Origin of the sequence: Stenotrophomonas sp. yr243 (assembly GCF_900184195.1) — a bacterium.
GTDB lineage: Bacteria > Pseudomonadota > Gammaproteobacteria > Xanthomonadales > Xanthomonadaceae > Stenotrophomonas > Stenotrophomonas lactitubi.
Window position 1 is genome coordinate 216,620 of the sequence record NZ_FXWT01000005.1, and the last position, 12,213, is coordinate 228,832.

The 12,213-nt window shown below is 67.5% G+C and carries 11 protein-coding genes; 9 read left to right on the forward strand and 2 right to left on the reverse strand.

The annotated features are described in order from the left end of the window. Window positions 1-148 precede the first annotated feature (148 nt). The 4 genes from QOL57_RS20185 to QOL57_RS20200 all read left to right on the forward strand — a co-directional run bounded on the left by QOL57_RS20185 (window position 149) and on the right by QOL57_RS20200 (window position 5,422). Window positions 149-1,657 carry an alpha/beta hydrolase gene (locus QOL57_RS20185; protein WP_089242024.1) on the forward strand — a complete coding sequence of 503 codons (1,509 nt, stop codon included), beginning with the start codon at window positions 149-151 and terminating at the stop codon, window positions 1,655-1,657. Between the two features lie 67 nt (window positions 1,658-1,724). Further along, window positions 1,725-2,882 carry an MltA domain-containing protein gene (locus tag QOL57_RS20190; RefSeq protein ID WP_089241705.1) on the forward strand — a complete coding sequence of 386 codons (1,158 nt, stop codon included), beginning with the start codon at window positions 1,725-1,727 and terminating at the stop codon, window positions 2,880-2,882. A gap of 108 nt (window positions 2,883-2,990) precedes the next feature. Then, on the forward strand, window positions 2,991-3,293 hold the full coding sequence (locus tag QOL57_RS20195) for a hypothetical protein (protein ID WP_089241703.1): 303 nt from the start codon (window positions 2,991-2,993) through the stop codon (window positions 3,291-3,293). Between the two features lie 83 nt (window positions 3,294-3,376). Next, entirely contained in the window at window positions 3,377-5,422 is a 2,046-nt protein-coding gene (locus QOL57_RS20200; RefSeq protein ID WP_089241701.1) for a TonB-dependent receptor, read from the forward strand. A gap of 67 nt (window positions 5,423-5,489) precedes the next feature. Here the strand turns inward: QOL57_RS20200 and QOL57_RS20205 are convergent, their stop codons facing one another. Beyond that, a complete protein-coding gene (locus QOL57_RS20205) occupies window positions 5,490-5,744 on the reverse strand; it encodes a HigA family addiction module antitoxin (RefSeq protein WP_089241699.1) in 255 nt (84 codons plus the stop codon). A gap of 175 nt (window positions 5,745-5,919) precedes the next feature. Between QOL57_RS20205 and QOL57_RS20210 the strand changes: the two genes are divergently transcribed. The 4 genes from QOL57_RS20210 (at window position 5,920) to QOL57_RS20225 (ending at window position 9,739) form a co-directional block, all read left to right on the forward strand. After that, a complete protein-coding gene (locus tag QOL57_RS20210) occupies window positions 5,920-6,981 on the forward strand; it encodes an ATP-binding protein (protein WP_089241697.1) in 1,062 nt (353 codons plus the stop codon). Then, window positions 6,974-8,422: a nitrogen regulation protein NR(I) gene (ntrC, locus tag QOL57_RS20215; protein ID WP_089241695.1), complete on the forward strand. Its 1,449-nt coding sequence runs from the start codon at window positions 6,974-6,976 to the stop codon at window positions 8,420-8,422. The genes QOL57_RS20210 and ntrC overlap by 8 nt, the downstream gene beginning before the upstream one ends. Before the next feature lie 93 nt (window positions 8,423-8,515). Next, entirely contained in the window at window positions 8,516-9,085 is a 570-nt protein-coding gene (locus QOL57_RS20220; protein ID WP_089241693.1) for a superoxide dismutase family protein, read from the forward strand. A 33-nt stretch (window positions 9,086-9,118) separates the two neighbouring features. Next, complete coding sequence (locus QOL57_RS20225) at window positions 9,119-9,739, forward strand: superoxide dismutase family protein (protein WP_089241691.1); 621 nt, start codon at window positions 9,119-9,121, stop codon at window positions 9,737-9,739. Window positions 9,740-9,851: 112 nt separating this feature from the next. On the opposite strand, the gene QOL57_RS20230 is transcribed toward QOL57_RS20225, so the two are convergent. Beyond that, window positions 9,852-10,739, reverse strand: coding sequence for a hypothetical protein (locus QOL57_RS20230; protein ID WP_089241689.1), 888 nt, complete (start codon window positions 10,737-10,739; stop codon window positions 9,852-9,854). Between the two features lie 93 nt (window positions 10,740-10,832). On the opposite strand from QOL57_RS20230, the gene QOL57_RS20235 reads away from it, so the two are divergent. Further along, window positions 10,833-12,128, forward strand: coding sequence for an acetyl-CoA C-acetyltransferase (locus tag QOL57_RS20235; RefSeq protein ID WP_089241687.1), 1,296 nt, complete (start codon window positions 10,833-10,835; stop codon window positions 12,126-12,128). Window positions 12,129-12,213 lie beyond the last annotated feature (85 nt).

Here is a 12,213-nt window from a genome sequence, read left to right on the forward strand (position 1 = left end):
CAGGGTTCGTGGAATCTGCATGGCGGCCATCGTATCGGTTGCGTGGAGACATTGGACCGGCGTCTGGAGACGTTCGGCAGATGGGCGCGTCCGCAGCGCTGCGAGGGAGCAGATGCTGGCGGCGCACATCCTTCCATCGGAGTCCAACATGACCCGCAGCGCCTCTACGTCTTCCGGCAGTTTCCAGGTTCGTCGCCCCGTCGTGGCCGTCGCCCTCGGCGCGCTCTGCCTGGCCCTCGCCGCCGCCATTCCCGCGCAGGCCGGTCCGGCGGCGCTGGCCTTCGAGCCCTACACACTGCAGACCAAGAACCATGGCGATATTGCTGCCGAGATCTCCACGCTGGAGGTGCCGCGACGGCACAGCGAGCCGGACGGTCCGCGGCTGCACCTGAAGGTGGTGCGCCTGCGTGCAACGGCCGGCACTGGCCGCAACGCACCGGTGGTCTACCTGGCCGGTGGTCCGGGTGGTTCTGGTATCGATACCGCACGTGGTCCGCGCTGGCCGGTGTTCGACCAGGTGCGGCGCGAGACGGACGTGCTGCTGCTCGACCAGCGCGGGGCTGGCCTGTCCGAGCCGCCACCGGAATGTCCGCATGAAACACGTTTCGACGACGCCCAACCGCTGCAGCGCGATACGGCCCTGGCCGCAGTGCAGGCCACGGCGGCGAAGTGTGTAGCGTTCTGGCGTCAGGCCGGTGTCGATCTCGGCGCGTACACCACGGCCGAGAGTGCCGGCGACCTCGACGACCTGCGGCGCGCGCTGGACGTACCGAAGATCAGCCTGTGGGGCATGAGCTATGGCACCCATCTGGCCCTGGCCACGGTGCGCCTGCACGGTGCCGGTCTTGAGCGCGTGGTGCTGATGGGGTCCGAAGGTCCCGACGATACGCTGAAGCTGCCGCTGAGCAGCGACGCGCTGCTGCAGGAGCTGGCGGTGCTTGCCCGCAAGGATGGCTTCGATGACCTCGCCGGATCGGTCACCCGCGTGCTGCAGGCGCTGCGGGAACAGCCGCGACAGGGTCGCAGCCACATGCATGAGGGCAAGCAGGTCACCATCGGCCTGTACGACGCGCAGATCGTCATCGCCAACATGCTGGGGCAACGCATCCCCCAGCAATGGCTGCCGTTGGTGCTGCGTGAGGCCGAGACGGGCAACTACGACCCGCTGGCGGACATGGTGCTGATCGGGCGCGCCCAGTTCGCGAAGTTCCCGGCCATGGGTCTGGCGATGGACATCGCCTCCGGGCAGAGCCCGCAGCGCCGGGCGCTGGCCGAAGCACAGGCGCGCCAGAGCCTGTTCGGCGACGGGCTGAACTTCCCGTTCCCGGCCATCGGTGATGGCCTCGGCCTGGCCGATCTGGGTGCGGGCTTCCGCGGCCCGCTGCACAGCGAGGTGCCGGTGCTGTTCATCAGTGGCACGCTGGATGGGCGTACGCCCCCGGCCAATGCCGAGGCGCTGCGGCCGGGCTTCAGCAACGGCCACTCGCTGCTGGTGCGAAATGCAAGCCATCACAACGAGTTGTGGACCGGCAACCCGGCCATCGCCCGCAGTATCGTCGACTTCCTCGCCGGTCGCGTCGTGCGCGATACCGTGCTGGACGTGCCGCCGCCGGTGTTCGCCACCCGCAGCAGCGAGTTGCTGGGCGGCAAGCGATAGGGGCCACCGTGTGGCACAGGATGCGATCCCGGTCCTGCGCCACGCCCGATTGCACTACATTGAGGCAATGACTGACCTCATCGCCCCCTTCAACCGTACGTGCTGGAGCCTTCTTGCGCTTGCCGTGCTTGCTGGCTGTTCCACCACCGGCACCCGTTCCGAAGCGCCTGCCGCAGTGAAGCCTGCCGCTACCTACGCCAAGGTCGACTGGACGACGTTGCCGGCCGTATCCGATGCCGACCTGCAGGCAGGCTTCGTCGCCTGGCGCAGCAGCTGCACCCGGCTGAAGAGCGATGCGACCTGGGCCAAGCCCTGCGCGACCGCCAGCACCGTATCCGACAAGGACGCCAGCGCGATCCGCGCATTCCTGCAGCGCAATCTCGATGTCTATTCCCTTCGCGCCGGCGGCCATCGCGCCGACGGCCTGATCACCGGCTACTACGAACCCATCTATCCGGGCAGCCTCACCCGCACCGACAAGGCCACGGTGCCGGTGTACGGCACACCCGATGATCTGGTGGTGGTGCAGTTGGAGAGTCTCTACCCCGAATTGAAGGGCAAGCGCCTGCGCGGTCGCGTGGAGGGCAAGGTGCTCAAGCCCTACGACGACGCCGGCAGCATCGCCAGCAAGGGGGCCAAGGCGCCGGTGCTGGCCTGGCTGACCGATCCGATGGACCTGCAGCTGCTGCAGATCCAGGGCTCGGGACGGGTGCGCCTGGCCGATGGCAAGCAGGTGCGGCTGGCCTACGCCGAGCAGAACGGCCATCCCTATCGCGCGATCGGCCGCTGGCTGGTGGAGCAGGGCGAGCTGAAGAAGGAAGACGTCACCATGGACGCGATCCGCGCATGGGCGAAGGCACATCCGGCACGCGTACCGGAGCTGCTGCGCAGCAATCCCAGCTACGTGTTCTTCGTGCGCAGCGCGGACAGCCCGGAAGGCCCGCGTGGTTCATTGAACGTGCCGCTGACCGCCGGCTACAGCGTGGCGGTGGATCGCACCGTGGTGCCGCTGGGCAGCCTGCTGTGGCTGTCGACCACGCGTCCGGACGGCACGCCGGTGGTGCGCCCGGTGGCCGCGCAGGATACCGGTGGCGCCATTGCCGGCGAGGTACGTGCCGACCTGTACTGGGGCAGCGGCGATGCCGCCGGCAAGCTGGCCGGCGACATGAAGCAGCAGGGCAACCTGTGGATGCTGTGGCCGAAGGGCGTGGCGTTGCCGCAGTAGGTCAGCAGGGGTCAGATCCCCTTCCGCAGGAAAGGGATCTGACCCCATATGCCTGATAATGGCGCCCTTCCGATCTCTCCGGCCGCACCTGCGGCCAGGACAAATGCAATGAAATACGCAAAGAACAACGCAAAATCCAACACGAAGAAGTACTACAAGCACTGGGCCGAATCGGGCCTGGGCAAGGGCAACGTGCTGATGGAAGCCCGTGGCGAGAAGATCGTGCGCCAGGTGGAGATCTACGGCACCAAGATGGTCTGGGCCGATGAGCATGCCCACAGCGATGATCGTTTCCTGCTGGCTGACCAGCCGGTGTCGTTCATGGATTTCGACGAAGACGACGAGATCAGCGCGCGCGAGTTTGAGATTGCCTGGAAGAAGGCCCGGGAAGCCACCGGCTACCCTGTCTAAGGTCGAGGGGCCTGCAATCATCGGATGGCTGGCGAAATCGAAATGTTATAAAGTTTCATTTCTCGCCTTCCGCCCGCCTCCCAATGAAGACTCCCACGCTGGTGGCCGCGCTCGCGGCCGCCCCGTTCGCTCCTGAAGCATTCGCCCAGTCCGCCGACGCTGCGCTCACCCTGGGCAAGGTCGATGTGCACCAGCACAGCGAGGGACAACTGAGCGCGCACCAGGTGCTGACCTCGGTGGATGTGCTGGGCGCGGACCAGATCGAAAGCCGCAACGTGTCGCACAGCTGGGAACTGCTTGGGCAGATGCCCGGCATCCAGCTGACCGAAACCCGGCAGGGTGCCGAGTCGGGCAAGGTCAGCTTCCGCGCCTTCAACGGCGAGGGCTACCTCAATGCCATCAAGACGTTGATCGACGGCATCCCCAGCAACGTCAACAGCGGCAACCAGCGTTTCATCGACATGCTGTTTCCGCTGGAAATCAGCTACATCGAAGTCGTGCGCGGTACCAACGACCCGCGCTACGGCCTGCACAACATCGGCGGCAACGTGAACTTCGGTACGCGCCAGGGCGGCACCTACACCGACGCGCGCCTGGCCTATGGCAGCTACAACACCCGCGATGCGCAACTGGCAGTGGGCCGCGAAGCCGACGGCTTCGCGCAGAACTACTTCGTCGGTACCCAGGCCAGCGACGGCTACCGCGACCACGACAGCTCGAAGAAATACTCGCTGGGCGGAAAGTGGTTCTTCGGTTCGCTGGAGGACGGGCTGCGCATCGGCCTGACCGCGCGCGCCTACCACCATGAGGCCGACGAACCCGGTTTCATGACGGCGGAAGAGCTGCATGCGGGCCGTCGCCGCAGCGACCTGCGCAATGCCAATGACGGCGATGACCGCGACATGCGCCAGTTCGCTGCGCACCTGGACATGAAGCTGACCGACGCGGTGACCTTCGGCACGCGGCTGTACTACAACCGCTATGAAGACGACCGCCGGGTGACCTTCAGCGATCTGCCCACCGGCAATCTGCCGCGCCAGCGCAGGCTGTGGGACGAGCGCCAGACCGGCCTGCTCGGCACGCTCACCTGGCAGGCCAGTGCCATGCTCACCGTGGAAGGCGGGGTGAACTACGAGCAGCAGGACAACGGCTACGTCCGCGAGCGCTACGCCTACGCCGAGCCCACCGATTTCAGCCGTCCACCGGCACGCGTGCAGAACAACGACCGCCACAGCTTCGACAACTGGGGCGCGTACGTGCAGGCGATCTACCAGCCAGCCGACGCATGGAAGATCGTGCCGGCCTACCGCGTGGACCGTTTCAGCGGACACACCCGGCTGATGAACGGCTCCACCGGCCGCCTGCAGGATTACGGCAGCATCGGCCAGCCCAAGCTGAGCGTCATCCACAGCCTGGGCGAACACACCCACGTCTATGCCAACTGGGGGCGCACGTTCCAGGTGCTGACCGGTTCCACCGCGCCGGCCTACCTCACCCCCGGGCAGGCACCGATGCAGCCCTCCACCAACACTGGCATGGAGCTGGGCCTGAAATTCCAGCCCTTTGCCGGCAGCCAGGCCCGCCTGGCGGTATGGCAGCAGGATGCGGAAAACGAAGTGTCCAACATGCCGGCCACCGGCACCACGGTCACGCTGGGCAAGACCCGCCGCCGCGGTGTGGATGCGCAGATCAGCGCGCAGCTGGGAGACGCGTGGACCCTGTGGGCTTCGCATGCCTACCAGGAGGCCAAGATCACCCGCGACGACCGCGCCCCCGGCGTGTCCCTGCAGGGCCGCGAAGTGGCGGCCACGCCGCGCCACATCAGCAACCTCGGTCTGGACTACCAGGCCAGCGATGCCCTGCAGTTGGGCCTGCAGGCGCGTGCGCAGGGCGATTACTATCTGGAAGAGCGCAACGTCACGGGCAAGTTCGGTGGCTTCGCCGTGCTCGATCTCAGCGCCAAGTACCAGATCACTCCGGCCTGGAGCGTCGACCTGCAGCTGAAGAACGTCACCGGCCGCGAATACGCCTACGCGTGGTACGACAGTTTCTTCTGGGACAGCGCCCGGCCGATGTTCTCGCCTGCCCCGGGGCGCGCGGTCTTCGTCGGCCTCAACATGAAGCTGTAATCCGCAACGCTGGTGCAAGGGGTCGGATCCCTTTCTTCAAAGAAAGGGCTCTGACCCCGGAACAACCTCACGTCGCTGCTTTGCTCGTCACCGCATCGAAATCGGCCTGCAGGCCGTTCCAGAACATGTCGGACACACCGAAGTGGCGGGACAGGCGCAGCCCGGTGTCCGCCGTCACGGCGCGATGGCCAGTGACGATCTCGCCGATCCGGCGCTGCGACACGCCGATCGCCTTGGCCAGGCGGTGCTGGGTGATGCCCAGCGGCTCCAGGAATTCGTGCAGCAGGATCTCGCCGGGAGTGGGGTAGGGAACGGTTCGCATGGGAGGGCTGCTCGAAAACTGATGCAGAGGGCAGTGTGTCGACGGCGTGTTGCTGTGGGAATCGGGTAATCAGACCACGCTCGACGCATTCGGCTTGATGGGGTCAGAGCCCTTTCCTTGTGGAAAGGGATCCGACCCCGGACCCCATGCCCCTGTTTTGCACTACATTGGTGCAATGTCCGACCCTGCACCCCCGCCGTCCCTCGACGCCCTCGGCACACCGCTGGCCTGGTCCGGGCCCGATGGCCGCATCGCCGGCTGCAACCCGGCCTTCGCGCGCTGGCTGGGCGTCAGCGGCCGGCGCCTGCTCGGCCAGCCGTTGGCCGCGCTGGAAGTGCAGGGTGAGGCGCTGGCCCATTTCCTGGCCCGCGACGAGCGCGACAGCCTGCGCCTGAACCGGCTGGCGCTGGCCTTGCCCGGTGAGGCGGCGCGTTTCGCCGAAGGCTGGATGAGCCGCCGCGACGATGGCGGCTGGCTGCTGGAGGCGCATCCGGTCGATGAGTTTCCCGGACTCGACCCGACCCAGGCCCTGCCCAGCGCGCTCAGTGCGGCGCTGAAGGGCCTGGCGCATGAGCTGCGCAATCCGCTGGCCGGTTTGAAGGGCGCCGCGCAGCTGCTGGCACGCCGCGCCGTGCAGCGCGATGCCAGCGAACGCGAGCTGATCGATCTGATCGGCTCGGAGATCGAGCGGCTCAATGGCCTGCTGGAGCAGCTGCTGTCACCGGCGCCGGCCGCGCCGCATGCGCCGCTGAACATCCATGCCGCGTTGGAGCGCGTGCTGCGCCTGGCCGAGAACGAGGCCGGTTGGGCGGTGCGCCTGCAGCGCGATTACGATCCCAGCATTCCCGAATTTGACGGCGACGCCGATCGCCTGACCCAGGCGGTCTGGAACCTGGTGCGCAATGCCATCCAGGCCGGCGCCGGCAACATCACCCTGCGCACCCGCGTTGAACACGGTGTGCGCATCGCCGAACAGCTGCACACCCTGGCGTTGCGGCTGGAAATCGCCGACGACGGCCGTGGCGTGCCTGAAGAGCTGGCCGAACACCTGTTCCTGCCGTTGGTCAGTGGTCGCGCCGAAGGCACTGGCCTGGGCCTGGCGCTTGCCCAGCAGGTCGCGCGCGAACATCGCGGCACGCTGACCTACCGGTCGCGCCCGGGCCATACCGTATTCACCCTGCTGCTGCCGATCGGCAACGGCACTGCCACCGCCGAGGAGGCCCCGCGCGATGTCTGAGTCTTCCTCGTCCGCGCCGTGCATCTGGGTGGTCGACGATGACCGCGCCGTGCGCTTCGTGCTGTGCACCGCGCTGCGCGAGGCCGGCTACCAGGTGCTTGACTTCGACAGCACTGCACCCGCATTGCAGGCGCTGGCCGAAAGCCCGCCGCCGGCGCTGCTGTTCACCGACGTGCGCATGCCCGGCGACGATGGCCTGGTGCTGCTGGACAAGCTGAAGGCCGCGCTGCCGCAGTTGCCGGTGGTGGTGATGTCGGCCTACACCGATGTCGCCAGTACCGCCGGTGCGTTCCGCGGCGGTGCGCACGAGTTCCTGTCCAAACCATTCGACCTGGATGATGCAGTGGCGCTGGCCCAGCGCGTGCTGCCTGCAGTGGCGCCGGCCTTGGCTGCGCCCACTCCCGCCGCAGACGCGCCCAGCGACCAGCCGCCGCAGCTGGTGGGCGACACGCCACCGATGCGCGCGCTGTTCCGCGCCATTGGTCGCCTCGCGCAGGCGCCGCTGGCGGTGTTGATCATCGGCGAGACCGGCACCGGCAAGGAACTGGTGGCCAATGCGCTGCACCGCGAATCACCGCGTGCGCAGCATCCGTTCGTTGCCCTGAACACCGCCGCGATTCCCGCCGAGCTGCTGGAAAGCGAGCTGTTCGGTCATGAGGCGGGTGCGTTCACCGGCGCGCAGCGGCGCCACATCGGCCGCTTCGAGCAGGCCAACGGCGGCACCCTGTTCCTCGATGAAATCGGCGACATGCCGTTGCCGCTGCAGACGCGCCTGCTGCGTGTGCTCGCGCAGGGGGAATTCTTCCGTGTGGGTGGACGCGAACTGATCCGCGTCGATGTACGCGTGGTCGCCGCCACCCATCAGGATCTGGAAGGCCTGGTCGCGCAGGGGAAATTCCGTGCCGACCTGCTGCACCGCCTGGACGTGGTGCGACTGCAGCTGCCGCCGCTGCGCGAGCGCCGCGAGGACATCGCGCAGCTGGCCACCACCTTCCTGGCCGCGGCCGCACGCAAGCTCGATACGCCGCCCAAGCGCTTGACCGCGGCCGCATTGCAGGCGCTGCGCGAGCACGACTGGCCGGGCAACGTCCGCGAACTGGAAAACGTGTGCTGGCGCATGGCTGCACTGGCCGCTGCCGATACCATCGGTGTGGCCGATGTCGATACCGCGCTCAACCGCACCCGCAGCCGGCGCAGCAGCACGGCCGCTGGTGATCCGGGCCATTGGGAAGCGCTGCTGTCAGAATGGGCACGCCGGCAGCTGGCCGAAGGCACCGAGGGCCTGCACGCACAGGTACGCGAACGGGTCGACCACGCCCTGCTGGAGGCCGCGCTGCAGATCACCCATGGCCGGCGCGCCGAAGCCGCTGCGCGGCTGGGCCTCGGCCGCAATACGCTTACCCGCAAGCTGGGCGCCGGTCGCCGCCGCGGCGGCCATTGAACGATGCCTGCACGCGATCCTCGCACCCGCTTGCCGAACTGTTGATCCTCCATGGACGATGCCGTCCGTAGTGTTACCTGCAAGGAGTCCTCGATGCGTTTGTCCTTCGCCCTTCTGCCCTTGTCCGCCGCCGTGCTCCTGTCCGCCTGTGGCAGCGCGCCGAAGAAGCCGCAACCCACACCGCCACCGGCAACGGTGGTCAGCACCGCCAAGCAGGCCGAAGCCAACCTGGCGCCTGCCTCGGCCAGCATCGTCAGTGGCCGCCTGGCGTTGATGGTGGAAGCCGGCGGCGTGCACCTCACCGGTCTGGTGGGAGGCCTGCAGCCGATGCAGCAGGCCGGTTTCCACATCCATGAGCGCGGCGACTGCAGCGCGGTGGACGCCAGCAGCGCCGGCAACCACTTCAATCCCGCCGGTGTCGCGCACGGTCGTGCCGGCAGTGGCAAGCACCACCTGGGCGACATCGACAACCTGCAGGCCGATGCGCAGGGCCGTGCCAACATCGATGTGCATCTGAAGGGCGTTACCCTGGGCGGAGGCGCCGCCACGGATATCGCCGGACGTGCACTGGTGGTGCATGCCAAGGCCGACGACTATCGCAGCCAGCCCGCCGGCAATACCGGCGTCCGCATCGCCTGCGGCGTGATCCGGGTAACCCGCTGATCACGCCACCGGCATTTTCCAAGGAGAGTTTCCATGCGTCTGATCCACACTTCGCTTTTCGCGGCTATCGCTGCATTGGGCCTGGCCGCCTGCAACCAGCAGCCGGCAGCACCGGCCGCCGAAACCCCGGCGGCCACCCCGGCTGAAGGCACTGCGGCCCCGGCTGAGCCGGCCGCAGCCCCGGCAGCAACCACCGAAACCTCGGCCACTGCCGAGCTGGCACCGACCCAGGGCAATGAAACCAAGGGCTCGATCACCTTCAAGCTGGTCGACGGCAAGGTTCACGCGTCCGGCCAGATCACCGGCCTGAAGCCGGGCAGCGAGCACGGCTTCCACATCCACGAGAAGGGTGACTGCAGCGCGCCGGACGGCATGAGCGCCGGCGGCCACTTCAACCCGGGCAAGCAGGACCACGGCAACGTGGCCACCGATCCGCACCACGGCGGCGACATGCCCAACATCAAGGCCGACGACAAGGGCGTAGCCACCATCGACAGCCCGGTGTCGAGCAACGTCAACATCGGCAAGGGTGATGATTTCGACATCATCGGCCGCGGTCTGATCGTCCACGCCGACGCGGACGACTACAAGACCCAGCCGACCGGCAACGCCGGTGCGCGACTGGCGTGCGCGGTGATCAACAAAGCTCCGTAAGGAAACGGAAAACGCCGGCGCAAGCCGGCGTTTTTTCATGGGGTGGTGCCGGCCGCTGGCCGGCAATCGCACATCTGAAGGCTGCCGGCCAGCGGCCGGCACTACCACCAGATCAGCGCGCCAGCAGCTCGCGTGCGTCCTGCCCAGCTTCGCAATGCACGAACAGCACCGGCACACCGTGCGCTTCCAGCACCGCGGCCATCTGCCGCTGGCGCATCAGGAACTGCTCGTAGATGCCCTGCAGGCGTTCGCAGTCACCCTTGCCGTGGTTGTAATGCGCGCACCAGCCGGCCGGGTCGAACAGCGCCATGCGCGCTTCGCCCTGCGTATAGCGCAGCAACGGCTCGGGCGCGTCACTCAGCCACTCGTCCTGGCCCGGAGCCATGATCGCGGTTTCAATCAGCGGCCACAGCGCGGCCAGACCCTGGTTGTCGTACTGCATCGACATCATCGCGGCCAGGTCGTTCACGGTGAAATAGCGCGCATGCTCGACGCGCGCACCGAACGTGTTCTGTGCCATCAGCGCGGTGTCGGCATGGGCCATGCCATTGGCCAGCAGCACCTCTTCCAGTGCATCGGCCACGGCCGCCGTGGTTGCCACCTCGCTGCCGGTCAGCAGGAACGGCACCACCCGCAGGCCACCGCCGACCAGGGTGGCGTCGGCCTGGAATGGCAGCGGTACATCACCGCTGGCATCGGCGCCGAAGGCCAGCACGCGCGGGCCTTGGTTGCGGCCGGGCGCGCGCATCTGCAGTTCTTCCAGGCGGCGATGGATCGGCCAGCCCGGGCGAAGCACTTCGGCCGGATCGAAATGGGCGGCGGCGAACACCAGGTCCAGCTCGGCCACCTGTGGCACCAGCTTGGACAGGTCGCGGCCGACGCGTTCGGCCAGTTCACCGGCCTGTTCAGCGCTGAGCACCGCCTGGCGGGGGATTTCGCCGCCGGCCAGTTCCAGGGCCAGCACGCCAAGGGCATTCATCGCAGGGTCGGGTTTGCTCATGGTTCCACGGTTGGCCCATCACAGGGCGGCAGCTACACTTGGCCCCATTATGCCTGCTCTGTCGTGCAGGCCATGTTGCAGACACCCTCATCCATGCCAGGTATCTCCATGCCCAACGCTCGTCCCGTCGCCATCCTCGGTGGCGTCCGCATTCCGTTCTGCCGCCAGAACACCGCGTATTCGGATGTCGGCAACCTCGGCATGTCGGTGCGCACGCTGGGAGCGCTGGTCGAGCGCTTCGGCCTGCACGGCCAGCAGCTGGGCGAAGTGGCGATGGGTGCGGTCATCAAGCACTCCAGCGACTGGAACCTGGGCCGCGAAGCCACGCTGTCCTCGGGCCTGTCGCCGTTGACCCCCGGCATCACCCTGCAGCGCGCCTGCGGTACCTCGCTGGACAGCATCATCACGGTCGCCAACAAGATTGCGCTGGGCCAGATCGAGTCCGGCATCGGCGGCGGTTCCGATACCACCTCCGACGTGCCGATCGTGTACGGCAAGAAGCTGCGTGCGCGGCTGCTGGCGGCCAACCGTGCCAAGAGCACTGGCGACAAGATCCGCGCGCTGACCTCAGGCTTCAAGTTCGCCGAGCTCAAGCCGGAGTTCCCGGGCGTGGCCGAGCCGCGTACCGGCAAGAGCATGGGCGACCACTGCGAGGACATGGCCAAGGAGTGGAACATCTCGCGCGACTCGCAGGACGAGTGGGCGGTGTCGTCGCACAAGAAACTGGCTGCCGCCTATGAGCGCGGCTTCTTCAACGACCTGATCGCGCCGTTCCGCGGTGTCGAGCGCGACAACATCCTGCGCGCCGACACCTCGCTGGAGAAGCTGGCGACGCTGAAGCCGGCCTTCGACAAGGTGTCCGGCCGCGGCACCCTGACTGCTGCCAACTCCACCCCGTTGACCGATGGCGCCGCTGCCGTGCTGCTGGCCAGCGAAGAGTGGGCGCGCGCACATGGCCACGAGCCGCAGGCCTACCTGCGCGATGCACACGTGTCGGCCGTCGATTTCGTGCACGGCGAAGGCCTGTTGATGGCGCCGACCGTGGCCGTGCCGGAGATGCTCAAGCGCAACGGCCTGACCCTGCAGGACTTCGACATCTACGAGATCCACGAAGCCTTCGCCGCACAGGTGCTGTGCACCCTGCGCGCGTGGGAGAGCGAGGATTACTGCCGCAACCGCTTGGGCCTGGATGCGCCGATGGGGCGTATCGACCCGGACAAGATCAATCTGCTGGGTTCGTCGCTGGCCACCGGCCACCCGTTCGCCGCCACCGGTGCACGCGTGATCGCCACGGCCGCCAAGCAGCTGGCCGAGCGCGGCGGTGGCCGTGCGCTGGTGTCGATCTGCACCGCCGGCGGCATGGGCGTGGTGGCGATCATCGAACGTTGATGCGCTGCTCTGGTAGATGCCAAGCTCGCTTGGCACTGCTCGATGAGCATCCACGCATGGCGTGGATCTACATACAAGAACGCCG